Here is a 24073-nt window from a genome sequence, read left to right as displayed (position 1 = left end):
TCAGTACGCTTCTTTCTCGTCGACGGTCGCCGCGTCGTCGATTTCGTACTCACTCGCTCGCAGTAGTTGGACGTGGCAGCCGGGGCCGATAGTCACGTGGTCGCCTTCGACAGTCGTCACCTCGGTGTGTTCGAGCGAGAGGTGGTCTGCCGTAATCGTGTCGGCGACGAGGAACCCGTCTGGTTGCCGACGCGTGACGGTCAGTTCGTCGGCGTCGATGCGACGTACTGCGGACTCGCCGCTCAATCGGAGCGTGATGTGCGACGCGTCCAGCTGGTCACAGTCCAGCGCACCGTCGAGTGAGACCGTCTCGGCGGAACAGTCGGTGGCTTCGAGCGCGCCCGAGACCGAAATCGTCTCCGCGTGCAGGTCGGCGAACTGCCCCGCCCCGTCGAGGTCAAGTTCGTGGCAACTGGTCGGGCCCTCGACCCCGACCGACCCGTCCACGTCGAGATGATGCACGTTGAGCGGTCCCATGACGCCCAGCGGGCCGTTACAGTCGCAGTGGTGGACGTTCATGGGACCGTCGACGCTGAGCGGGCCGTTGACTTCCGCGTGGTGTGCATCGAAGGCGTGGTCGACCGCAACAGGTGCGTTCGCTTCGAAGCGGTGGCAGTCGACGGTCGGGAACTGGGACGGGCTGGTGACGACGAGTGCGTTCTCTGCGTGTCTGTCGTGAGTCTCGGTCGGCATGGTACGACTGACCCGTCACTGCCAGTCTACTTCAATCTATCCTAGAATGTGAGTTCAATGTGAGTTCAGTGTGAGTTTGCTAGGATAGGCTTATACCGACACGCTGTGTATCACTGAACGATGAGCCGCGAGATTCGCATCAGCATCGACGACGACGAGGTGTTCGAACGCATGAAGCGCCGGAAAGAGGAACTCGACCTCTCGTGGGAGGAGACGCTCCGGCGTGGACTCGGCGAAGGGCCTGCTGGCGGTCCCAACGCACACGCACCACACATGCCGCCACAGCCTCCACACCGCAGACCGCCGACGCCACCGCGACCACCGTCGTTCTCGCCACCGAATCGGCCACCCCACGACGCGCGTGGCCCACACGACCCAGAGGACCCACACGACTCACACACTCGTGAGTCGCACGGCCACCACGCGGACGGCGGCAGCACTAGCCGACGCGGTGGGCACGACGACCGGCCGTGGGACGACGAGTTCGACCCGTTCGACCCCGACTTCCAACGCCGACTGCAGGAGCACATCCAGTCGTCGGTTCAGGAAGGGCTGGCAGGTGTCGGCAGTGCGATGGCACACGTCGAGCGCATGACCAGTGGGTTGGACGACGAAATCGACCGCCTCTCGGACGCAGAGGATGCGGTCCTCGCATTCGACGTACTGGAAGGCGAGAGCGACGATGTCGACGATGCCAGCCGGCAGGTCCCGCTCCGCGTGAACCTGACGACGAGTGCGGAGGGGCTGGGTGTAGAGGTCGTCGCCATCAGACATGGGAAGGGCACCGAAGGGATGAATCGATTCGGCCCGTCCGACCGCGCGACGGTCGCCCGTCACCTCGCAGGCAGCGGAACGGCGAGTCTGCGTCTGCAGAACGGCGCGGAGTCCTACGACGTGGTGCCGCGACTCGTGTGGGGGCGCGCCCCGGACGGAACGCCGACAGTCACCGACGTGACGGTGACGGCGGTCTCGTTCGACGACTGAACCGCGGCGTCGGCTCCGGCCCGAGAGACACCCCATCGTACTGCCGCCGGGGGAATTTTTATCCCTTTTATGCGTGAAGTTCGAGCATGGCCGACGATAGCGATGCACCCGAAGTAGAACTGGAGGCGCGGCTCCAAGAGCAGGACTCGTTCGAGCCGCCGGAGGCCTTCGTCGAACAGGCGAACGTCTCGGACGAGGCCATCTACGAGGAGTTCGAGGAGAACTGGCCCGAGTGCTGGGAGCGTGCGGGCGACCTCCTCGACTGGGAGGAGGAGTATATGGAGGTCCTCGACGACGCCGACGCCCCGTTCTACGAGTGGTTCGGCGACGGGACGCTCAACGCCTCCTACAACTGCATCGACCGGCACATCGAAGCCGGCCGGAAGAATCAGGCGGCCATCCGCTGGGAGGGCGAACTCGGCGAGACGAAGACGTACACGTATCTCGACCTCCACCGCGAGGTGAACGCCTTCGCGGCTGCCCTGCGCGACATGGGCGTCGAGGAAGACGACGTGGTCACGATGTACATGCCGATGGTCCCGGAACTGCCCATCGCCATGCTGGCGTGCGCTCGCATCGGCGCCCCGCACTCGGTGGTCTTCGCTGGCTTCTCCGCCGACGCGCTCGCGACCCGGATGAACTCGGCGGACTCAGAGTACCTCGTCACCTGTGACGGCTACTACCGCCGCGGCGACCCGCTCAACCACAAGGAGAAGGCCGACAAGGGCCTGCGCGGCGTCGACCACGACGTCGAGACCGTGGTCGTCGACCGCCTCGGCGACGAACTGAAACACTTCCTCGGCAAGCACGCACACGACTACGACGACCTCGTCGACGAGTTCGACGGCGAGATGGTCGACCCAGTCGAGCGAAGCGCCGAGGACATGCTGTTCCTGATGTACACCTCGGGGACCACTGGCCAGCCAAAGGGCGTCAAGCACACGACCGGCGGCTACCTCGCCTACGCGGCGTGGACCAGTCACTCGGTGCTCGACCTCAAACCCGAGGACACGTACTGGTGTTCGGCCGACATCGGCTGGATTACTGGCCACAGCTACATCGTCTACGGCCCGCTCGCACTCGGGACGACGACGCTGATGTACGAAGGGACGCCTGACTACCCTAACCGTGACCGCCTCTGGGAGATGGTCGACCGTTACGACGTGGACGTGTTCTACACCGCACCGACGGCCATCCGCTCGTTCATGAAGTGGGGTCAGCAGTTCCCCGACGAGCACGACCTCTCCAGCCTGCGCCTGCTCGGCACCGTCGGCGAGCCCATCAACCCCCGCGCGTGGAAGTGGTACTACAAGCACATCGGCGCGGAGGAGTGCCCCATCGTGGACACGTGGTGGCAGACCGAAACTGGTGGCATGATGGTCACCACCCTGCCCGGCGTCGGTGAGATGAAACCCGGCTCCGCCGGACCGCCGCTCCCGGGTGTCTCTGCCAAGGTCGTCGACGCCGCCGGCGACGAGGTCGACCCCGGCCGCGCCGGCTACTTGACAGTGGACAAGCCGTGGCCCGGCATGCTCAGGACCCTGTACAACAACGACGACCGATTCATCGACGAGTACTGGCGCGAGTACTCGAAGCCCGACGACGACCACTGGGTGTACTTCCCCGAAGACGGCGCGAAGATCGACGACGACGGCTACATCACCGTCCTCGGCCGCGTCGACGATGTCATCAACGTCTCCGGTCACCGACTGGGAACGATGGAGATAGAATCCGCCATCGTCGGTGTCTCCGGCGTCGCCGAGGCCGCCGTCGTCGGCGGCGACCACGAGGTCAAAGGCGAGGCGGTCTACGCCTACGTCATCACCGAAGACGGCTACGAGGGCGACGACGACCTCCGCCAGAAAATCATACAGGGCGTCGACGACGCCATCGGTCCAATCGCCAAGCCCGAACAGGTAATCTTCACGCCCGAACTGCCGAAGACGCGCTCGGGCAAGATTATGCGCCGACTCCTCGAAGACATCGCCAACGACGAAGCACTCGGCGACACGTCGACGCTCCGGAACCCGGAAATCGTCGACGAAATCGCCAAGAAAGTCCGCGAGGAGTAAGGAGTCGCTGTCGGTCGCTCCGATTTTTCGAGCGTCGTTCTGTTCGGTAACGTCGTCATGTTCGTGGTTCCTCTCTGCGTTCGGAACCCCGCTACTACTCGCGACTGCGTCGCTCGCTCTCGGCGACTCTTCGCTGCGCTCAGAGCCGCCCTGCTCACGGCTCACTCCATTCGCCGTTCGCGACTGGCGGTTCTTCGCTATGCTCAGAACCGCCCTATTCCCCAAACCACTCGCTCAAACACGTCTCGTTCTTCACGTACTGTCGCTGCGTCTCACCGGTCTCCGAGTCTTCGACCTCGACGAGGACGTGGCGCTTGCTGAGGACGATGTTCTCGCCACAGTGGGCACACGGTTCCGTTCGCTCTTTCCCCGGTCGCCAGTGGCTGTGTGGCGCGACGTGGATTATTTTCTGGTTTCCGGCCGGCGTTGCACGTCCGACGTACTCTGAGAGTGCCATACGGGGGCTACACGTGCCGAACGCAAAAAGCTTACAAATTTTGATACATCGGTGTACTGTCTCGAACGTGCTGGTACGAAGTGAACGGGACCGATATAGAGTCGACCTTAGTCGTCGAGTGCGGCGTCGTCGTACCGGGAGACGAATCTGACGAGCAACAGGAGGATTCCGAGGGTCATACCGACCATCACCATCCCGTACACGGCCATACTGAGAGGCGAGATGGCGAACTCGATGCCTGCGAAGTTGGCGTTCGGCGCCTGCTCACCGCCGAGTAACACGCCGACCGCCGCGCCGAAGACGCCCGCGAGTACGACGACGCCGGCGTAGATGACGCCGACGACGCGTTCGCCTTCGAGGCGGTCGGAGAAGCGTTGGCTCACGTCCGACCCTTGGTCCTCGCAACGATTAGCCTTTCCTTCTCCGTTTCGTAGCGCTCTGTATGAGCCAGAAGGAACTCATCGGGCTGGTCCTCGGGAGCATCGTCACCCTCATGTTCATCACCGGCTTCGTCCTCGTTCTGAGCTGACGCTCGCACCCACTTCGGGTTCGAACACGTACATGTGGCTAGCGTCGCAGTCGTAGAGCAACGACTTCGCCGGCAATCGATTCACCGCCCACATCGCGAACACGTCTCCGGCAGCACCTGCCGTATTGACCACGAGGACTGCGAACCCGGTGAGTGCGACCAGTGGAATCTGGACGAACAGGAGTGGAATCGACAGTGCGGTGAGACAGACGAGCGGGGCAACGAGGACTTTGAGTGCGTCTTCCCGGGTCTGATACTGGTGGAAGGCCGCAGCGTACACTGCACCCATGTGGAGCGCGACGCCGTAGCTCACCTCGTAGCCGAGTCGCCGATACACCAGTCCGTGACACAGTTCGTGGAGTACTGTCGTCGCACCGATACCGACGACGAGGGGCACGACGACCTGTGCCATATCGACCGTGAACACGACGGCGTCGTCAGACCCACCCGTGTCGACGACGCCGTCGAGGATGGACGGCCCCTGCACGACCCAGAGAACTGTCCCGTACACGAGCGCGGAGAGCCAGAGCAGCACGACGACGGTCCCGACGACGACCCAAAGCGGATACTCGAACTTCTGCGGTGGCTGATACCCTGCTGGTGTGTCGGGGACGTGCGATGCCGTGGGTTCGTCGGGTTCGGACACGTTCACTCGTTCTCGGGCGAGAGACAAATCCGTTGAGCCTGCGTGGCCGAGCGCCGCCGCTTCGAGCGGGAGGAGAACGAAAAAGAAAGCGGTCTATTCGTCCTGGTCGCGGCCGCCGTCCGTGGCGACTTCCTGTTCTTCTTCACCGCCGTCGGTGAGAGCGGTTTCGAGCTTGTTGTCGAACCACGTCCACTCACGCGACGGGAGGCCGTCCGCGTCTAAGTTCCACGGGTCGGGACCGACGCGCGGACCCTCGTAGTACGACTGGATCATGTTGATGAGCCAGATAAGCTGGCTGACCAACAGGATGAACGCGCCGACGGTCGCCAGCACGTGCATCAGCGTGATGAGGTCGATGGGGCCGACCGTGATACCGCTGTAGCCGGCGTACCGACGAGGCATCCCGCCGTAGCCCATCAGAATCATCGCGAAGAAGGTGAGGTTCGTCCCCACCATCGTCGACCAGAAGTGGAACTTCGCCAGCGTCACCTGGTACATCCGCCCGGTGACGAGCGGGAACCAGTAGTAGATGCCCGCGAAGACGGCGAAGCCGATGGCACCCATGACGATGTAGTGGAAGTGACCGACGACGTAGTAGGTGTCGTGGAGCAGGAAGTCAACGGGGACCGCGGCGAGGAAGACGCCGGTGACACCGCCGATGATGAAGTTCGAGATGAAGCCGATACAGAACAGCATCGGCGTCGTCAGGCGAACTTTCCCGTTCCACATCGTCGTGATCCAGTTGAACGTCTTCACCGCCGAGGGTATCGCGATGGCGAGTGAGACGGCCATGAAGGACGCACGGATGCGCGGGTCGATGCCGGAGGCGAACATGTGGTGCGCCCAGACACCGAAGGAAAGGACACCGATGGCCAGCGTCGAGTAGACGACGAACTTAAAGCCGAACAGCTTGCGGCCCGCGAATCGCGGCAGGACGTAGCTGATGATGCCCATCGGGGGCAGTACGAGGATGTACACTTCGGGGTGGCCGAAGAACCAGAACAGGTGCTGGTACAATATCGTCCCACCACCAGCCTCGGTGAAGAACGTCGTCCCGAGGTTCCGGTCCATGAGCAGCATGACGATCGCGCTCCCGAGCAGCGGGAACGAGAACAGGATGAGCGCGGACTGCGTCAGGATAGTCCACGAGAAGATGTCGAGCTTGTCCCAGCCGACGTCGGGGCCGCGCTCGGAGAAGATGGTCGCGATGAAGTTGATGGCACCCATCGTCGCCGAGACACCCGTGAGGTGCAGACCGAGCAGCATCAGGTCAGTCCCGGCGTTGAGCGCAGCGATACTTCCCGCGACTCCACCAGACGCCGTCTGTGCGGTCGACTGCGGCGGGTACATCGTCCACGACACCATCGACGGTGCGATACCGTCCATGAACGGCGCGAGGAAGAAGCCGCCCCAGATGAGGAGCGCGCCCGGCGGCAGCAACCAGAACGCGATGGCGTTGATGCGCGGGAACGCCATGTCGTCAGCACCGATGACGAGCGGGATGAGGTAGTTCGAGAACGCCGCGAGGATGGGCGTCCCGAAGAGGAACAGCATCGTGATGCCGTGGCTCGTGAGGAGCGCGTTGTACAGCTGTTGCCCGCCAGCCACTCCCATTGCGCCCGCCATCGCGCTCGTCACGTCGACGGCCGCGGTCGCGAGTTCCGCCCGCATGATGATGACGGCGAGGCCACCCCACGCGAAGGAGATGACGCCGTAGATGCCGTAGAGGATGCCGATGTCTTTGTGGTCGACGGTCGTGAACCACCGAATGAGACCGCCGGGTTTCTCTGCATGTCCGTACCCGGTATCGCGACTGACGATGCCCGACCCACCGCCCGCCAGCGGGGTGTACGTACGCCAATCCTCGAGACGTGTGACGAAGAGGAACACGCCGAAGAGGAAGAGCGCCATGAGGCCAGTCAGCGCTATCTGTCCGCTCAAGTCCATGTGGATTGCTCGGGATTGCTTCCTAAAGAAAGATTCGTATCCGCCGCGGTGTGTGACGGTGAGATGGATGTCGAAAATGGAACGTGTTACCGGCTTCGCGGTGGAGACACACGGTCTTAGAGTGCCGCGTTCGCTACCGGAACGATGGTGTCACGTCGAGAGAGGGAGAGAATTATTCGGCCTGCGCGACCTGCCCGCCGTCGCCAGACTCACTGTCCTCGTCGGTGTGGCTGGCAGACTCCTCGCTTTCGTCGCCGTGCGACTCGTGTTCGTGGCCCGCGTGGCCCGCCTGTTCGCTCTCGACCGCGTCGCCCTCGATGGCCAGCGCCGAGAAGTACGTCAGCACTGCGAGGCCGATGAACGGCACGACGATGAGTGCCACCTGCAGCAGCGAGTACGTCGACTCCCACGGCCACGGGCCGTAGATACTCGGCACGAACAGCACGAGGAAGAACAGCATGATGCCGAGCGGGATGATGTTCACCGTCAGGTCGAGGATGGTGTCCTTGTCGAATACCTTCCGTTGTTCCATTCTTGCTCGGGAGTTGGCGTCGCCGACCAAATAGGTTGTTGGTTCCGGCCGACTCAGTGCGTCGACTCCGGACGCGATTCCACGTAGAAGAGCCCGTAGACCGAGGCGATTGCGGTTACCAGCCCCGCGACGGCGATGGCGACGCCGCGGTAGGCGATACCTCCTGCGAAGGTCCCTGCCGTCACGCTGATGATACCGTCGCCACCGATGGTTCCGCCGTAGGCGAGGAACAGCCCGGCCCCGGCGACGAGGAGGACCACGCCGAACCCGGCCATGGTGAGCCACGGTTCGTCGACGTAGCCGGATTCACTCACGATGCCGGCGAGGCTGCCACAGAACATGAGCAGGCCGAACACCGACACGGGGAGGATGGCGAACACCACGCCGACCTCCGAGATGGCGAGACCGACCGCGATGAGCATCGGCCAGACGCTCGCTTTCGGTTTGCGCGACGTCTGGTCGGTCGTCTCCGAGTCCATGCGCGGCGGTTGGGCGTGGAAGTATAAACAGGTCACGAAGCGGGTACGAGCGTCTCGACTCTCCCCAGTGAAGGGCTCTGTCTCCGTGCAGTCGTGCGATGTTCACTTGCAACAGTGGTGCGCCGCCACGGTACTCCTCTGAGAACCGAACGAATGCCCGACTCTGCGGCGTTAACCACGACCTATTAAACGCCGCATCGACTACGTTGGAACGATGACCGAGGTACGAATCGCAGGCGTCGGACTGACAAAGTTCGGCGCGTCTCCGGAACGGACAGGGCGGGACCTGTTCGCCGAGGCTGGACTCGAAGCACTCGAAGACGCGAGTGTCGACCAAGCCGACGTGGAGGCCCTGTTCTACGGGAACTTCATGGGCGAACTCGCGGAACACCAGGGCCATCAGGGACCGTTGATGGCCGAAGCGTGCGGCGTCGACGCACCGGCGACCCGATACGAGGCGGCGTGTGCCTCCTCCGGCGTCGCGGTGCGCGAAGCCGTGAAGAACGTCCGAAACGGTGAGAAGGACGTCATCCTCGTCGGCGGTGCCGAGCGCATGACGAACCTCGGGACGGCCGGGGCGACCGAGGCGCTGGCTATCGCCGCGGACGACCTCTGGGAGGTCAAAGCCGGGATGACGTTCCCCGGCGCGTACGCGCTCATGGCGAACGCCTACTTCTCGGACTACGGTGGCTCGCGCGAGGACCTCGCCGCTATCGCGGTGAAGAACCACGAGAACGCACTGAACAACGAGAAGGCACAGTACCAGCGAGAAATCACGCCTGAAGACGTGTTGGAAGCGCCGATGGTCGCCGAACCGCTCGGCCTCTACGACTCGTGTCCCATCTCGGACGGTGCCAGCGCGCTCGTGCTGGTCTCCGACGAGTTCGCCGAGGAACACGGCGTCGACGCTCCGGTGTCCATCACGGGCACGGGACAGGGCGGCGACCTGATGGCACTGCACGACCGCGAGTTCCTCGCGCGCTCGCCCGCCGCCGACAAGGCGGCCGAAGAAGCCTACGCAGACGCGGGCATCTCGGCCGAGGACGTGGACATCGCCGAAGTCCACGACTGCTTCACCATCGCAGAGGTACTCGCGATGGAGTCGCTCGGCCTGTTCGAGGTCGGTGCCGGCATCTCCGCCGCACGCGAGGGCAAGACCACTCGTGACGGCGAACTGCCGGTCAACCTCTCCGGCGGCCTGAAGGCGAAGGGCCACCCGGTCGGCGCGACCGGTGCGTCACAAATCGCCGAACTGACCAGCATCCTCCGCGGCGACCACCCGAACAGCGAGTACGCGAAGGACGCGACCACTGGCGTCACCCACAACGCAGGTGGCACCGTCGCGAGTGCAGTCGTTCACGTCTTGGAGGTCCAATCATGAGCGACCACGAAACCGTCAACGCGGGCTACGACGACTGGCTAGACGCCATCGAGGACGGCGAACCGTACTGTCTCGAAGGCCCCGAGGGCGACGGCTGGCTGCCACCGCGTCGCGTCGACCCCGCCACGGGGTCGACCGATATCGCACAGAAACCGCTCACGACCGAGGGTGAGATAGAGACGTTCACCATCGTCCACGTGCCGACGCCGAACTTCGCGGAAGACGCGCCGTTCGCCACGGCCATCGCTCGCTTCGGCTCTGTCCGCGTGACCGGCATGGTCACGGGCGTCGAGACCAGTGCGGTAGAGGTCGGCATGTCCGTCGAACTCGGTGTCGAAACCACGAAGACGACCGGCGACCGCGTCGTCGTCTTCCGCGCAGACTAAAAGAAAAAGCGGTCCGCGGTCTCGCGGCTCTCCTCAGTTCTCCGCTTCGCCAGCGCCGGTCTCTTCGACGTCGATTTCGACCGGTTCGTCCGTACTGCCATCGTCGTCTTCGTCCCCTGCCGCGGAGTCGCGTTCGCTCTCGACGGTGACGCCGACATCGTCGCGGTCAGATTCATCAGTGTCGCGCGCTCTGCGGCGTTCGAGGCTCTGCCTGCGCTCCTCTTGGAACGTCTCCGCCGAGATTTCGGGCAGGTCTTCGTCGATGGCCTCGACGAACTTGTCGGGGTGCTCGTCGTGCGGGAGGAGCATCGCGTAGTCGATGACGACGAGTTTCGCGCCGGTCGCGTCCGCCAGTTGGCGGCCTTCGGCCAGCGGCGTCGTGTCTGCCTCGCGGCCCCAAACGAGCGTCACGGGCACGTCGAGTTCGTCCAGTGCGGTCGGCAGGTCGAGGTCGGAGTCGAGGTAGCCCGAGACGAACGACGCCGGGGCGAACCGGGCACCGGGCTGGTGGGCGGTCTGCCACTGGTACGACTGCTTGTTCTTCGTGAAGCCAGTCTCGTCGTAGTAGCCGTGGTCGGCGCTGAAGTGTTCCAGCGACGGGTTCGAGACGACGGCGTTGAACAGCGCCTCACCGACCAGCGGCGAGCGGAGCAGGGTCCGCCGGAGCGACTTGCGGCCGCCCGGGAAAGTCGTCGTCGTCGGACAGACGAGGATGAGCCGTTCCATCTCGGTCCGCTGCGCGGCCCGCGTCGCGTACGCCGACGAGAGCGACGACGCGATGACCGTCGGGTCGTCGGACACGTCGGTGACGAAGTCGGTGACGAAGTCGTCGTACAACTCGGCGGTGTAGACCAGTGGCGGCCGGTCGGAGCAGCCGAAGCCCGGCAGGTCGGGGGCGATGACGTGGTACGCCTTCGACAGCGGCTCGAAGATTTCACGCCACTCGTGGCTGGACCCGGCCGCGTTCACCCCGTGGAGAAAGAGGAGGTCGGGGGCGTCCGGGTCGCCGGCCTCGGTGTACGAGACGTCCATCCCGCGCCAGCGGTACGTGCGCTGCTCGCCCGGCAGCGGTGCTTCGAGCGGTTCGCTCCGGCGGGAGAGCACTGTGTTCGCCGCGGCGACTGCGCCGACCGCTACGCCTGCTGTGGCTAACGCCCGTTTGAACTTCATACCAGACCTTCGCTCGGCTGTAACTTAATCTTGCCGACAGGTGGTGTCAGTGGGTGACAGACACGACTATTCGACCCATAAGTTCGGGACTGTTCAAAAATGGGCCGAGTGGCCCTGCAGCCGACTCGTAATGGACGTACAGCCAGCGATCTTTCGCACAGGCATGGGTCACGTTTGTCGGCCAGTGACTGGGGGGTATTGTCACCGTGGCCGACGATGTGTGCAACCGCCGCTGGAGTCGACCTCGAACCCCAACCACGTCGGCGAGCGGCCGTATCGACTGCTCGGGTACTCGGCGGCTGGGTATCATATTCTACCTCACGTAACTGGTTAAACGTGGGGCGGGATAGCTCCCGGCATTTAAGTACCGCTGCATTACAAGTAACGTCCTTATTTCACTGAATCGCCGACGAATGTGGTACAGGGGATGCTACTCGTCGAATTTCGATTGGACCATCCGATACTTCGTACCGCCCTCCGAGAAGTACCCGAGATGGAACTGCAGTGGGAGCGTTCAGACACGACGACCGACGGCCGGAGCATCCTTCTCTTGTGGGCGAACGGTGGGGACTTCGAAGCGTTCGAGGCAGCCCTCGACCTGGACGAAACCGTCGCCAGCCCGTCACGCGTCGTTCGCTTCGGCGAGCGACGGCTGTACCAGTTGGAACTACAGGGAGAAGGACTGCGAAAGAGTGTCTATCCGACCGTCGTCGAAGAAGGTGGCGTCATCCGGGACCTCAGTGCGACGCACGAGGGGTGGGACTTTCGAATCTCGTTTCCCACTGCGGGGTCGTTCGACCGGTTCTACGACGTGTGCCGCGACAACGGGTTCGGATTCACATTACATCGAATCTACGAAGAGCAAGACGGTGCGGAGGAACCGGGATATGGCCTGACATCGGGGCAATGCGACGTCCTCGTCGCGGCCGCAGAACTCGGCTACCTCGCGGTTCCGCGTCGTTGCTCGTTGGCCGAACTCGCCGACTATCTCGGTATCTCGGAGAACGCGGCGTCGGAGCGGTTTCGACGTGGCGTGAAGACGCTCGTCGAGAATACGGTGTACGACCCAGGCGGGAGTGCCGTGACTGCCGATTAGTTCTCGTCCAGACAGTCCGCGAGCGGCTGAATCACTTCGTCGGCTATCGAGTACGGGTCGGTCTCGTTCGCCATCACGCGGTCGACGTAGGAGTCGATGCCTCCGTGTTCGTCGAGTTCGCGACGGACCAGTCCGGCGGCGTCGTCACGAAGCAGCGTCCGAATCTCTTCTGCGATGCGCTGGCGGCGCTTTCGTTCGAGTTGGCCGGATTCGGCCATGTACTCGTGGTGTTCGGCGAGCGTGTCGAGGAGTTCCTCGACGCCCTCACCGTCGATGGCGATGGTCTCCAGCACGGGCGGTTTCCACGGTTCGAAGTCGGTCTCGTCGCCACTGCCGGGCATGTCCAGGTCCACTTCGGCGTCGTCGAAGCCGTGGTGACCGGCGTCGATCTTCATCGCGCCGGACCCCATCTGGACCATCTCCAGCAGTTCCTGGACCGTGCGGTCCGCGCCGTCCATGTCGGCCTTGTTGACGACGAAGACGTCCGCGATTTCGAGGATGCCCGCTTTGAGCATCTGGACGTTGTCGCCCGCCCCGGGTGGGACGAGGACGCAGACGGTGTCGGCCGCGCGGACGATGTCTATCTCGTTCTGGCCGGCACCGACCGTCTCAACGATGATGACGTCTTTGCCGAAGGCGTCCATCGCCTTCACGGCGTCCGAGGTCGCCGTCGAGAGACCGCCGAGGTTACCGCGCGCGCTCATCGACCGGAAGAACACGTCCATGTCGCCGACGTTCGACGCCATGCGGATGCGGTCACCGAGGACGGACCCGCCGGTAAACGGCGAGGACGGGTCGATAGCGACGACACCGACGGTCTTGCCCTGCTCGCGGTAGGATTCGGCCATCTTGTCCACGAGCGTGGACTTGCCAGCGCCGGGACTGCCGGTGATGCCGATGACCTCGGCGTCGCCCGTGTGTTCGTACAGGGCGGAGACGAGGTCACGATAGCCCGCTTGTCGGTTCTCGATGGTGGTGATCGCTCGCGCGAGAGCGCGGTGTTTCCCGTCGAGGACGTCCGACAGCAGTTCGTCCGTCGGCGAGCTCATCGTTCGGGTGCGTTCTCGCGGACGAAGTCGACGGTCTTCTGCATCGGTGTGCCCGGGCCGAAGACCTCGGCGACGCCGAGTTCTTTGAGGTGGGCCTGGTCGTCGTCGGGGATGACGCCGCCGACGAGGATGAGGGTGTCCTCGAAGGCGTCGTACTCTTTCAGGCCGTCGATAATCTTCGGGACGAGCGTGTTGTGGGCACCCGAGAGGATGGAGATTCCCAGTACGTCGACGTCCTCTTGGACGGCCGCCTGTACGACCTCGTCGGGCGCTTTGTGTAGTCCCGAGTAGATGACTTCGAACCCCGCGTCACGGAAAGCGCGCGCGATGACGTGTGCGCCACGGTCGTGGCCGTCCAGTCCGACCTTGGCCACGAGACATCGAATCGACCGCTGCTCTTGGTCGCTGCTCATACTTCGGGTTTCCCTTGCGGCAGGTTTTACTCTAACGGAAGGTCCGGTCCCCTGCCACCGGTTTGTACAATTTTAGACGGGCTAGTTCAACGTGGGTGGATTATCGGTCGCCGGGAACAAGCGAAAACGGCATACCGACCGTGTCCTAACCCCCGCCAATGAGTACTGCCGAGGCTCGGGCGACGGTCCGCGAGAACGTCACGGAGACGACGGTTCTGCTGACGGTTCTGGGGTACGTCCTCGTGTTGGGGACGTTTGCAGGGCTGTTCCCCTACCCCGATATCAGTCACGAGACGGTGAACCTGCTCTCACACGCCATCGCCGTCGTGAACACCGTGGCGACGGTCAGCCTCGTACTCGGCTGGTACTGGATTCGCAAGGGCGAAGTCGCGAAGCACCGCGCCGCGATGCTCACGTCGTTCAGCCTCATCCTCGTCTTCCTCGCGCTCTACCTCGTGAAGGTCGGTGGCGGTGGAGAGAAACGGATTCTCGGTACGCCGGACCTCATTTACGGCGCGTACCTGTTGATGCTCGCCATCCACATCATCCTCTCCGTGGTCTCCGTGCCGGTCGTCCTCTACGCGCTGGTACTCGGTCTGACGCACACGCCCGCCGAGTTGCGCAACACGCCACACAAGAAAATCGGCCGTATCGCCGCCGGGTCGTGGATACTCTCGCTGACCCTCGGCGTCGTCACGTACGTGATGCTGAATCACATCTACGACTACGAGTTCATGTACGCCGCGCTACCGGTCTGACGGCCGCCTATTCTTCCCGTCCCGTTTCCACCGTTCCCTCTCGTGAATCGGTCGTGCGTCTGCCACGCACTTCCCAGATGCGATTTATACGACAGAAGCCCTCAGAAGTTCCATGAACTCCCTCTCGCGACGCGATGCCCTCCGCATCGTCGGCGCTAGCGTTGGCACAGTCGGGCTCGCAGGTTGTCTCGGTGAGGGCGGCGGCGAAACGACCGGCGGCGACGACACTACGACCGATGGCAGCACGACAGACGGTACTGCCGGCGGAGAGACCGACTCCGGCGACGGCGGCAGCAACTCCGGCAACGACTGGCGCACCGCCGAACTCACGAACGTCCTCACCGACGAAACGTTCAGCATCGACCAGTTCGAGAAACCGGTCCTCGTCGAGACGTTCGCCGTCTGGTGTTCGAACTGCAAACGCCAGCAGGACGAACTGATAAACTTCCACGAGGCGGTCGGCGACGACGTGGTCAGCGTCGCCGTCGACATCGACCAGAACGAGGACGCCGAGAAGGTCAGAAAGCACGCCGAATCGCACGGCTACGACTGGTACTACGCGGTCGCCCCCGGCCCGGTCACGCGGTCGCTCACCGACGAGTTCGGCACGTCGATGGCGCAGCCGCCGGTCGTCCCGATGTTACTTCGCTGTCCCGACGGCTCCGCAACGCGACTCAAAGACGGCTACAAGTCCACGGACTTCCTCCGAACGAAGACGCAGGAATGCTAGAGCGCTACGTCGAGGTGTTCGTGCTCGGAGTCGGGACGCCGCTGACCGCGGCGTGTGCCTTGCCGCTGTACCCCGGCTTTCTGGCCTACCTCTCAGCACAGGACGAGGAGCGAAGCCTGCCCGCGGGCGTCCTCGCCGGACTCGTGACCCTCGGCGTCATCGCGTTCATGGGCCTCGTCGGCCTCGTGTTCTCGTTCTTCCTGCGGGAGTCGCTCACGACCGTCGTCGAAGTCGTCTCGCCGCTGGCCTTCGTCGTGCTCGCCGTCCTGAGCGTCGCCCTCATCTTCGACCTCGACCTCGCGCACCGACTGCCGACCAAAGAGCCCCCGCAGACCAGCCACCCGGCACTCTCGGCGCTCCTCTACGGGTTCTTCTTCGGGGCTATCGTCCTGCCGTGCAATCCGGGCCTGATTGCCCTGTTCTTCGCCCGCGTACCCATCCTGTTCGACAGCGGGTTCGAGGGCTTCGTCGGCTTCCTCACCTTCGGCGTCGGCATGGGTGCGCCCCTGCTCGCGTTTGGACTCGTCTCACAGTCCGCAGGCCAGCGGGCGACGCGCTGGCTGGCCCAGCACAGTTCGGCCATCAACCGCGTCACAGGCGTGGTGATGCTCGTCGTCGCGAGCTACTACCTGTTCGTCATCTTCGACGTGGCGGGAATTTCGGACGTCGTCAAGCCGTTCTTCGACGTGCTGTCGTCGTTCCTCGACGCGGTGTTCGGGCCGTTATCTGACTCTTTGTGACTGTTTGGGACCACCGAAGCCCGCATATCTAGTGATTTGTGGCTCACAGACCCTTACAGCAGTCGCGAGGCTGATGCCCAATAAAAAAGATAAGCTACCGAATCAAAAGTTGGTTCAACAAATGCCTGGTGAGAATCTGAGAACTGTACGTTTCACGGGTACTCTCGGTGATATTCACTACTCTGAAATTTACGAGACTGAGTTGGTGGAACTCGTGCTGGAAGAAGAGGGAGGGAAACACGATGGAGAGATACTGTACGCTACTCCCAGTTTACTCAAGATTGAAGATGAGACAGTAGCGAAACTACAGTTCAAGCTGTTCGTTTCTGTTTCCCAATACGGAGTCAAGGAAGACACTCATCCAGACGTATCGCAAGTAATCACTCTGGACGCGAAGTTCACCCACTGGGAATACCCTGATATGGCTTCGTTTGCCCTGTATAGGCCTGGAAGCAGCGTCGAGTTAGGAGCGATCCTACTTCGGAAGGACCGGTTGCCAGCATCTGGTTCCCAATATGAGTCAATTGATGAACTGAGTTTGTGGATACAGGATGCTGCTGGTTTGTCAATAGGAGCGTAGTTTTCGACGATACTGCGGCACCAACAAGAAGTGAGGGGATTCACCTCGGTCGCCGAACCGACGCGACGACACCCTGACCAGCGACCGAGCGCGGCTCAAGACTCGAGTTCCGGCACCGCGACCCGCCAGCCCACCAGCCCGAGCAGTGCGAACCCGAAGGCGTTCAGCGAGCCGTGAACCCGAATCATCGTCGGGATTCGCAGGCCGAGGTCGGTGTTCGTGAACACCGAAACCGCGTAGCCGAGTGCCAGCGCCATCGACACCGGGAGCGCCAGCGCTGACAGGCCGAGCAAGATTCCCTGTGCTCGCGGCCGCGACGGCACGACGCGACCGAGCACGAACGCGGCGAGGACCGCAACCGCAAGCGTGAACACCGAGACGGCGACGACTTCGACGACCGGCGAAAACGAGATACCGACCGCGATGATGCCCGGTCCGACGAGGACGACCGACGCGGCCGCGTCGTACACCCGCGATTGCTCGTCGACGGCGCGGCCGACGAGGCCGGTTATCACTGGGAGTGCGAACCCAGCGTAGTGGAAGTGGACCGCCGTGAGCCGGATGATTGTCCGGCTGAACCAGAACGTAACGTCGAGATGAAAGAGCAAGAGTGCACTCGCGCCGACGACCGAATACGCCAGTCCGGCGTCGATGACCGTCTCCGAGAGCGGCGTCAGTCCACAGTGGTCACTGACCCGAGTGTGGGCTCGGACGAGTGCAGTCAGCGCGAGCAGTCCAGTGACGAGCAACCACGGCGCGGCGATGGCGGCCGCTGTTTGGCCATCGACCGACTCGAACAGCGACCCGACGAACAACACTGCCGCGACTGGTTGTGCGAGAATCGCAGCAGTGCAAAGCCGTCCGGCGAGCCCGGAAAAACGAGGTGTGGCAGCCATCCCGATACCCAGCGGGACCAGCACGAGAACTGCGAGCGACAGTGCCCGGTCGACGATGTCGAAATCGCTCGCGAGGACGAACACGACGAAGAGCCAGCCGACTGCACCGAGAATCGTACTCAGGTCGGTGACTGCGAGGCCACGAATCTCGTACCGACTGCGGACCGCGGGCGATTCGACGCCGCTCATACCGGCGGGAGGTTCGACAGGCCCCGCGACGGCCGGAGGTCGGCAGGCACGCGCGCCATCTCCTCGAACGCCTGCGTGAAGGCCCCACGATAGCTCATGACGTGGCCCGTGAGCGTGCTCTCGACCGTCGCGGTCACGTGGAACTGCTCGTCAACTTCGTCGTACCGGTCGCGCACCTCGACGCTGGCCGCGAGTGGCCTGGGCAGGCGGACGTAGCGGTCACCGACGTGTGTCCACTGACGGCCGCCCTCGACGACGAGCGTGCCCGATTCGACCCGCGGGCGGAGTTCAGACGCGATGAGTCCGTCAGTGCCGAGGAAGTCGAGCAGGCGCTCGTGCTCGTGGTCCCAGACAGTCAACGAGTCGAACCGTCGTCGCTTGCGCCCGAAGTCGAACTCGCGCGCGGTCGTCAGCACTTCGTACCCAGCCTCGTTCTCGTAGCCGACCGTCGTCACGGTGAAGGGTACGTCGCGTCCCGCCTCGGGAAAGAGGAGATTCTGCGTCGTCATCGCGTACAGCACCGGCAGCGTGTGCGTGCCGCGACTGATGTGCATCCGACCGCGGCCCACGCACGCGGTCCCGTCGTCGGGGCCGATGCCGTAGCGTTCGCGGACCTTCGGGTGCAGGTCGTCGGCCGCGTCGCCGAGTGCGTGCTCGTAGACACCGGTCATGGTCGCGGCTTCTCGGTGGCGGACTATTACTGTTGGTGGGCCAGCCGACCCCCGAAGAAACCCCGTTCGTCGCTATTGCCCGTCCGCATCGAACTCCCACAGACCGTCGACCGAGTGGATGGTGAGGTACGTGCCATCCGACGAGGCCGTGACCTTCGAGTGGACCTGTACTCGGTTGAAGTTCTCCCGCGTCGTCGCGACGTTGAAACTCCCGACGGACTCGCCGTCTTCGGCCCATCCCGGACTGGTGGTGCCGACGATGTACCGTATCGAGTCGAATCGTTCGGTGAACGCGTCGTGCAGTGCATCGGAGACGACCGGCGCTCTCGGGTCGGGAAAGCGGTCTGCCCACTCCTCGTCGAGGTGGACGAGGCCCGGTGGCTCCTCGTTCGGGGCGTAGCTGGCGTCGACGTCGATGATGGAGACTCCTTCATGTCGGCCCGGTTCCTCGTTGACACCGTGTATCGATTTGAACTGAATGTACCCCTCGACGTGCTTGGGAGAGTTCAGACAGCCCGCAAGCAGTAACGGAACGCCGGTTCCAGCAGCACCGAGAAACGTACGACGGGAGGGCATATACCCCGATTTTGTCGTTTGGAGATATATGTCTTTGTGGGGACTGTTCAGCGCGTCTAATACGTCCGTCTGTCTGAACGACCCACTGAGGGGTTGCGAGTCGGCTATATACGAACCACACTTACCCAAGGTTAGTGCGAAGGTGTCGCACACCACATGACGCAGCCAGACCGCACGTACACAGCCCTGTATCGCACGACTATCCCCGCAGTCGTCTCGATCTATCCGACGACCGACCACCACTACCACGGGTCGGGGTCGGGGTTCGTCTACGACGAGGACGGCCACATCGTCACGAACCAGCACGTGGTGGCCCGCGCGGAGACGGTCGAATGTCGGTTCTCTGGCGGCGAGTGGCGAAGTGCAACGGTCGTCGGGACCGACCCGGCGACCGACCTCGCCGTCGTCCGCGTCGCTGGACTACCCGACTACGTGACGCCGTTGCCGGTCGCCGAGTCGAACCCAGAGCCGGGCGTGCCCGTGGCCGCATTGGGGAATCCGATGGGCCTCGACGGGACCATCTCCGCAGGCATCGTCTCGGGTGTCAACCGGTCGATGCCGACCGGTGAGGGGTTCACTATCCCCGACACGGTCCAGACCGACGCACCCATCAATCCGGGCAACTCCGGCGGACCGCTGGTCACGCTCGACGGCGAAGTCGTCGGCGTCAACCGCGCGCGACAGGGCGACAACATCGGCTTCGCCATCTCGCCGAAACTCGTCCGCCGGGTCGTTCCCGACCTCGTCGCGCGCGGCCACACCGACCACGCGACTCTCCACGTCCGGACGATGGACGTTTCGCCGACGGTCGCCGAAGCGAATGGGCTCGACGAGGCGCGCGGTATCCTCGTCGTCGACGTGCGAGAGGGTCCGGCGAGCGGCGTGCTCGGCGGCTGTCACGACGCGGCCGTCGTCCGAGGACGTGAAGTCCCCGTCGGCGGCGACATCATCGTCGGTATCGACGGGCAGGAACTCCACGCGCACGAGGAACTGGTACGCTACCTCATGACCGAGGTTCGCCCCGGTGATACGGTCGAGTTGGCTGTTCGCCGTCGCGCCGGTGAGACGACCGAACGACTCGTCGTCACCGATCGCGCGAACTCGGAGAACGGGAGCGACGAGGGTGGGACGCGGATTCGAGTCGACTGACGAGAAATCGGGGAGTCGAAGACGGAACCCACACTGCTTCAGTTCGCCAATCGACAATATTTATTCCGCAATGAACAAGACTTCCTCACCGAGTTAGGCAATCTTAATAGGCGAAAGCAACAATCCCTCGTTGATGAAAGGGTCCAACCAAGATTGGTGGCCGAATCAGCTGAACTTGCAGATTCTCGACCAGAACGCCCGTGACGTCGGGCCGATGGGCGAGGAGTTCGACTACGGTGAGGCGTTCGAGTCACTCGACCTCGACGCCGTGAAGTCGGACATCGAGGCAGTACTGACTGATTCGAAAGAGTGGTGGCCGGCAGACTACGGCCACTACGGACCACTGATGATCCGGATGGCGTGGCACAGCGCCGGGACATACCGCACGAAGGACGGCCGCGGCGGCGCGGGCGGCGGTGCACAGCGATTCGCGCCCCTCAACAGTTGGCCCGACAACGCGAACCTCGACAAGGCCCGACGCCTGCTCTGGCCCGTCAAGCAGAAGTACGGCCAGCAGCTCTCGTGGGCCGACCTGCTGATTCTGACCGGGAACGTCGCCCTCGAATCGATGGGCTTCGAGACGTTCGGCTTCGCCGGCGGCCGTGAGGACGCCTACGAACCCGACGAGGCCGTCGACTGGGGCCCCGAGGACGAGATGGAAGCGTCCGACCGCTTCGACGACGACGGCGACCTCCAGCAGCCGTTCGGTGCGACCGTCATGGGCCTCATCTACGTGAACCCCGAAGGCCCGGACGGCGAACCGGACACCGAAGGATCCGCGGCCAACATCCGCGAAGCGTTCAGCCGCATGGCCATGAACGACGAGGAGACCGCCGCACTCATCGCCGGCGGCCACACGTTCGGGAAAGTTCACGGTGCTGCTTCCGGCGACAACCTCGGCCCCGAGCCGGAAGCCGCACCCATCGAGAAGCAGGGCCTCGGCTGGGAGAGCGAGCACGGCACTGGGAAAGGTACCGACACCATCACCAGCGGCATCGAAGGGCCGTGGACCGACGCCCCGACGCGGTGGGACATGGGCTACATCGCCAACCTGCTCGACTACGAGTGGGAACCGGAGAAGGGCCCCGGCGGTGCGTGGCAGTGGCATCCGGTCGGCGACGAACTGGAGAACACCGTGCCGGACGTCGAGGGCGCGCCGGACTCGGTCACCCCGATGATGCTGACGACGGACGTCGCGCTGAAGCGTGACCCCGAGTACCGTGAGATTCTCGAACGCTTCCAGGAGGACCCGAAGGCGTTCCAGGACGCGTTCGCGAAGGCGTGGTACAAACTGACCCACCGCGACATGGGCCCGCCGATTCGGTTCCGCGGCCCGGAGGTCCCGGACGAGGAGATGCTGTGGCAGGACCCGCTCCCGGACGCGGACTACGACGTCATCGGCGACGACGAAGCCGCCGAACTCAAGGCGGAAATCCTCGATTCGGACCTCTCCGTCTCCGAACTGGTCAAGACCGCCTGGGCGTCGGCCTCGACGTTCCGCGGCAGCGACAAGCGCGGTGGCGCGAACGGCGCGCGCATCCGTCTCAAGCCCCAGAAGAACTGGGAGGTCAACGAGCCGGAGCAGCTCGCGACCGTCCTCGAAACCCTCGAAGGGATTCAGGAGGACTTCAACAGCTCTCGCTCCGACGGGACGCAGGTCTCGCTGGCAGACCTCATCGTGCTGGGCGGCAACGCGGCCGTCGAGCAGGCAGCAGCAGACGCTGGCTACGACGTGGATGTGCCGTTCGAACCGGGTCGCACGGACGCCACGCAGGAGCAGACCGACGTGGACTCGTTCGACGCGCTCAAGCCCGACGCCGACGGCTTCCGGAACTACCTCGGCGACGACGTCGACTACACCGCAGAAGAGATGCTGGTCGACAAGGCCGAACTGCTGAACCTGACTGCGGCCGAGATGACGGTGCTGGTCGGCGGTCTGCGCGTGCTTGACGCGAACTACGACGACACCGACCTCGGCGTCTTCACCGACGAACCGGAGACGCTGACCAACGACTTCTTCGTGAACCTGCTCAGCATGGACACGGACTGGGAGCCGGTCGAGGGCACGGACAACCGGTTCGAAGCCCGCGACCGTGACACCGACGAAGTCGTGTGGGAAGGGACTCGCGCGGACCTCATCTTCGGCTCGAACTCCCGACTCCGCGCCATCGCAGACGTGTACGGCGGCGACGACGCCGAGGAGAAGTTCGTGCAGGACTTCGCCGAGACGTGGCACAAGGTCATGACGCTCGACCGTTTCGACCTCGAATAGACGACGCAGCGAATTCGCGACCACGAATCGGACACCTTTTTTCGAATCGGCCAGAACCCGAGAGCCATGTCTACCGAACGGTACGAGTCGCCCGACGCGGCGACCGTCGAGCGCGTCGTGCGCGAGAGCCTGCGCGACGGCGCGATGGTGTCGGTCATGGCCGAGTGCGAGGTCGAGTACGACGGCCGCAGCGGCGGCTATCTCGCGCCGGGCGAACGCCTCGTCGTCTGCAAGCCCGACGGGACACTGCTCGTCCATCGGCCCTCGGGCCACAAACCCGTGAACTGGATGCCCGGCGGGGCGACGATCAAGGTCGAGTTCGACGAGGACGAGGCAGAAGGCGACGACGAGGCCGACTCCGGCGAGGCTACCGCGCCACTACTGTACGCCCGCCGGTCGAACCCGAACGAGTACCTCAGAGTCTACCTCCACGACATCTACCAGCTTTCGCGCTTCGACGCCGACGACCCCGTCGAGTATCAGGAGCGAGGGACCGAGGCGGAGATGCACGAGTACATCGAGCGCAACCCCGAGGAGACACTCGGCGACGGCGTCAGAGTCGTCGAACACGAGCGCGAGACGAAGTACGGCTTCATCGACTTCTTCGCACGCGACACCGACGGGACGCCCATCGTCGTCGAGGTGAAGCGTCGGCAGGCGACGCTGAACAACTTCGACCAACTCAAACGGTATGTCGACCTGTATCGCGAGTCGAACCCAGAAGTTCGCGGGATGCTCGTCGCGCCGTCGACCAGCGACCGGGTGAAGCGTGCGCTCCGCGACGACGGACTGGAGTTCGTCCGACTGGCGGAGTTCGACGTGGAAAAGCGCGAGGCGACCGAGAAGACGCTGTCCGATTTCCTCTGAATCGGCTCTTCCGCCTAATCCGTCTGCGGAATCACTTTCGCGCCGAGTCCGAAGAACAGCACTGCCAGCACGCCGAGCACCGCCAGCGACTGGATACCGTCGAGGCCGAGTACGACGGTGCCCGTCTCCGACCCCGCCCACATGACCTGTCGCAGTCCCTGCGCGAAGTACGTCAGTGGCGACAGCGCGACGATGGGGTGGAACCAGTCGGGGAGCATCGACGGCGGGACGAACGTCTCTGAGAGGAACAACAGCGGCAGGCCGACCGCGTTGGCGGCCGTCACTGCGCCGTCTTGCGAATCAGAGAGCGCGCCGAGCATCGACCCGACGCCGCAGAACGTGGCGACGCCGAGCAGGACGTACGCGAGAATGAGCGGTGAGTACGTCACGTCGGCTCCGGTCAGGGCGACCGTGAGGCCGAGCAGGACGACGCCCGCGATGCCGATGATGGCCGTGTTCACGAGTGTGTGCGCCGCGAGCCACTCCGCGCGAGAGAGCGGGGTCGTCGCCAGTTTCTCGAAGCGACTACCCTCGCGGTGTCGGGCGACCTCCGCGCCCATGCGCGACAGTGGTGTCTGCAGGACGACGACGGCGAGGTACGCCGGGACGTAGTACGCCGGGTCCTCGGCGAACAGGCCGCCGCCGGCTGGATTCGTCTGCACGAGCGCGCCGAAGATGCCCACGAGCAGGACGGGGAAGAAGAACGTGAAGAACACGGCGACGCGCCGTCGCAGGAAGGAGTGCCACGCGGCGACCGCCTCGGACCGGACGCGACTCACTGCGGTCATGGCTGGCAGTCGGTCCCGCCCGG

General features: G+C 64.0%; 25 protein-coding genes and 1 pseudogene. 12 read left to right on the top strand and 14 right to left on the bottom strand.

Annotated elements, in window-relative coordinates; translation table 11 throughout:
* Positions 1–693 carry a hypothetical protein gene (locus ACSC1P_RS13625; RefSeq protein WP_435360734.1) on the bottom strand — a complete coding sequence of 231 codons (693 nt, stop codon included), beginning with the start codon at positions 691–693 and terminating at the stop codon, positions 1–3.
* A gap of 120 nt (positions 694–813) precedes the next feature.
* Between ACSC1P_RS13625 and ACSC1P_RS13620 the strand changes: the two genes are divergently transcribed.
* Both ACSC1P_RS13620 and acs read left to right on the top strand, forming a co-directional pair.
* A complete protein-coding gene (locus tag ACSC1P_RS13620; RefSeq protein ID WP_435360733.1) occupies positions 814–1677 on the top strand; it encodes a hypothetical protein in 864 nt (287 codons plus the stop codon).
* Between the two features lie 86 nt (positions 1678–1763).
* Positions 1764–3749 (top strand): acetate--CoA ligase, encoded by a 1986-nt coding sequence (acs, locus tag ACSC1P_RS13615; RefSeq protein ID WP_435360732.1) that lies wholly within the window; start codon positions 1764–1766, stop codon positions 3747–3749.
* A gap of 214 nt (positions 3750–3963) precedes the next feature.
* Here acs and ACSC1P_RS13610 read toward each other — a convergent pair whose 3' ends face one another.
* The 6 genes from ACSC1P_RS13610 to ACSC1P_RS13585 form a co-directional block, all read right to left on the bottom strand.
* A complete protein-coding gene (locus ACSC1P_RS13610; protein WP_435360731.1) occupies positions 3964–4206 on the bottom strand; it encodes a DUF7576 family protein in 243 nt (80 codons plus the stop codon).
* Positions 4207–4313: 107 nt separating this feature from the next.
* The gene (locus ACSC1P_RS13605; RefSeq protein WP_435360730.1) at positions 4314–4589 is read right to left on the bottom strand and encodes a DUF7520 family protein; all 276 of its coding nucleotides are present in this window, start codon (positions 4587–4589) and stop codon (positions 4314–4316) included.
* A gap of 117 nt (positions 4590–4706) precedes the next feature.
* On the bottom strand, positions 4707–5381 hold the full coding sequence (locus ACSC1P_RS13600; protein WP_435360729.1) for a DUF3267 domain-containing protein: 675 nt from the start codon (positions 5379–5381) through the stop codon (positions 4707–4709).
* 93 nt (positions 5382–5474) lie between these two features.
* Positions 5475–7328 carry a cbb3-type cytochrome c oxidase subunit I gene (locus tag ACSC1P_RS13595; protein WP_435360728.1) on the bottom strand — a complete coding sequence of 618 codons (1854 nt, stop codon included), beginning with the start codon at positions 7326–7328 and terminating at the stop codon, positions 5475–5477.
* A gap of 172 nt (positions 7329–7500) precedes the next feature.
* Positions 7501–7860 carry a DUF6684 family protein gene (locus ACSC1P_RS13590; protein WP_435360727.1) on the bottom strand — a complete coding sequence of 120 codons (360 nt, stop codon included), beginning with the start codon at positions 7858–7860 and terminating at the stop codon, positions 7501–7503.
* Between the two features lie 53 nt (positions 7861–7913).
* Entirely contained in the window at positions 7914–8339 is a 426-nt protein-coding gene (locus tag ACSC1P_RS13585; RefSeq protein ID WP_435360726.1) for a DUF7541 family protein, read from the bottom strand.
* 214 nt (positions 8340–8553) lie between these two features.
* Between ACSC1P_RS13585 and ACSC1P_RS13580 the strand changes: the two genes are divergently transcribed.
* A complete protein-coding gene (locus ACSC1P_RS13580) occupies positions 8554–9720 on the top strand; it encodes a thiolase domain-containing protein (protein ID WP_435360725.1) in 1167 nt (388 codons plus the stop codon).
* On the top strand, positions 9717–10106 hold the full coding sequence (locus tag ACSC1P_RS13575) for a Zn-ribbon domain-containing OB-fold protein (RefSeq protein WP_435360724.1): 390 nt from the start codon (positions 9717–9719) through the stop codon (positions 10104–10106). The genes ACSC1P_RS13580 and ACSC1P_RS13575 overlap by 4 nt, the downstream gene beginning before the upstream one ends.
* 249 nt (positions 10107–10355) lie before the next feature.
* Here ACSC1P_RS13575 and ACSC1P_RS13570 read toward each other — a convergent pair.
* A pseudogene (locus ACSC1P_RS13570) lies at positions 10356–11276 on the bottom strand (alpha/beta fold hydrolase); the annotation flags it as partial.
* Between the two features lie 427 nt (positions 11277–11703).
* Here ACSC1P_RS13570 and ACSC1P_RS13565 point away from each other — a divergent pair.
* Entirely contained in the window at positions 11704–12372 is a 669-nt protein-coding gene (locus ACSC1P_RS13565) for a helix-turn-helix domain-containing protein (RefSeq protein ID WP_435360723.1), read from the top strand.
* Here ACSC1P_RS13565 and meaB read toward each other — a convergent pair.
* Entirely contained in the window at positions 12369–13421 is a 1053-nt protein-coding gene (gene meaB, locus ACSC1P_RS13560; RefSeq protein WP_435360722.1) for a methylmalonyl Co-A mutase-associated GTPase MeaB, read from the bottom strand. The two genes, ACSC1P_RS13565 and meaB, sit on opposite strands and share 4 nt — an antisense overlap.
* A complete protein-coding gene (locus ACSC1P_RS13555; RefSeq protein ID WP_435360721.1) occupies positions 13418–13834 on the bottom strand; it encodes a cobalamin B12-binding domain-containing protein in 417 nt (138 codons plus the stop codon). The genes meaB and ACSC1P_RS13555 overlap by 4 nt, the downstream gene beginning before the upstream one ends.
* Positions 13835–13992: 158 nt before the next feature.
* On the opposite strand from ACSC1P_RS13555, the gene ACSC1P_RS13550 reads away from it, so the two are divergent.
* The 4 genes from ACSC1P_RS13550 (at position 13993) to ACSC1P_RS13535 (ending at position 16642) form a co-directional block, all read left to right on the top strand.
* Positions 13993–14592 (top strand): DUF420 domain-containing protein, encoded by a 600-nt coding sequence (locus ACSC1P_RS13550; protein ID WP_435360720.1) that lies wholly within the window; start codon positions 13993–13995, stop codon positions 14590–14592.
* 112 nt (positions 14593–14704) lie between these two features.
* Positions 14705–15322: a TlpA family protein disulfide reductase gene (locus tag ACSC1P_RS13545; RefSeq protein ID WP_435360719.1), complete on the top strand. Its 618-nt coding sequence runs from the start codon at positions 14705–14707 to the stop codon at positions 15320–15322.
* Entirely contained in the window at positions 15316–16062 is a 747-nt protein-coding gene (locus tag ACSC1P_RS13540; RefSeq protein WP_435360718.1) for a cytochrome c biogenesis CcdA family protein, read from the top strand. Before ACSC1P_RS13545 ends, ACSC1P_RS13540 begins: the two co-directional genes overlap by 7 nt.
* Before the next feature lie 121 nt (positions 16063–16183).
* Positions 16184–16642 carry a hypothetical protein gene (locus ACSC1P_RS13535; protein ID WP_435360717.1) on the top strand — a complete coding sequence of 153 codons (459 nt, stop codon included), beginning with the start codon at positions 16184–16186 and terminating at the stop codon, positions 16640–16642.
* Positions 16643–16737: 95 nt separating this feature from the next.
* On the opposite strand, the gene ACSC1P_RS13530 is transcribed toward ACSC1P_RS13535, so the two are convergent.
* The 3 genes from ACSC1P_RS13530 to ACSC1P_RS13520 all read right to left on the bottom strand — a co-directional run bounded on the left by ACSC1P_RS13530 (position 16738) and on the right by ACSC1P_RS13520 (position 18974).
* A complete protein-coding gene (locus tag ACSC1P_RS13530; RefSeq protein WP_435360716.1) occupies positions 16738–17727 on the bottom strand; it encodes a YndJ family protein in 990 nt (329 codons plus the stop codon).
* Complete coding sequence (locus tag ACSC1P_RS13525) at positions 17724–18398, bottom strand: DUF4166 domain-containing protein (protein WP_435360715.1); 675 nt, start codon at positions 18396–18398, stop codon at positions 17724–17726. Before ACSC1P_RS13525 ends, ACSC1P_RS13530 begins: the two co-directional genes overlap by 4 nt.
* Before the next feature lie 72 nt (positions 18399–18470).
* On the bottom strand, positions 18471–18974 hold the full coding sequence (locus ACSC1P_RS13520) for a twin-arginine translocation signal domain-containing protein (protein WP_435360714.1): 504 nt from the start codon (positions 18972–18974) through the stop codon (positions 18471–18473).
* Between the two features lie 156 nt (positions 18975–19130).
* On the opposite strand from ACSC1P_RS13520, the gene ACSC1P_RS13515 reads away from it, so the two are divergent.
* The 3 genes from ACSC1P_RS13515 to nucS all read left to right on the top strand — a co-directional run bounded on the left by ACSC1P_RS13515 (position 19131) and on the right by nucS (position 23262).
* The gene (locus tag ACSC1P_RS13515; RefSeq protein ID WP_435360713.1) at positions 19131–20123 is read left to right on the top strand and encodes a S1C family serine protease; all 993 of its coding nucleotides are present in this window, start codon (positions 19131–19133) and stop codon (positions 20121–20123) included.
* Positions 20124–20256: 133 nt separating this feature from the next.
* Positions 20257–22395, top strand: coding sequence for a catalase/peroxidase HPI (katG, locus tag ACSC1P_RS13510; RefSeq protein WP_435360712.1), 2139 nt, complete (start codon positions 20257–20259; stop codon positions 22393–22395).
* A 66-nt stretch (positions 22396–22461) separates the two neighbouring features.
* A complete protein-coding gene (gene nucS / locus ACSC1P_RS13505) occupies positions 22462–23262 on the top strand; it encodes an endonuclease NucS (RefSeq protein ID WP_435360711.1) in 801 nt (266 codons plus the stop codon).
* A gap of 14 nt (positions 23263–23276) precedes the next feature.
* Here the strand turns inward: nucS and ACSC1P_RS13500 are convergent, their stop codons facing one another.
* Positions 23277–24050 (bottom strand): ABC transporter permease, encoded by a 774-nt coding sequence (locus ACSC1P_RS13500; protein WP_435360710.1) that lies wholly within the window; start codon positions 24048–24050, stop codon positions 23277–23279.
* Positions 24051–24073 lie beyond the last annotated feature (23 nt).

The organism is Haloarchaeobius caseinilyticus (assembly GCF_051207395.1).
Lineage (GTDB): Archaea > Halobacteriota > Halobacteria > Halobacteriales > Natrialbaceae > Haloarchaeobius.
This window is presented reverse-complemented; position numbering and strand designations above follow the sequence as displayed.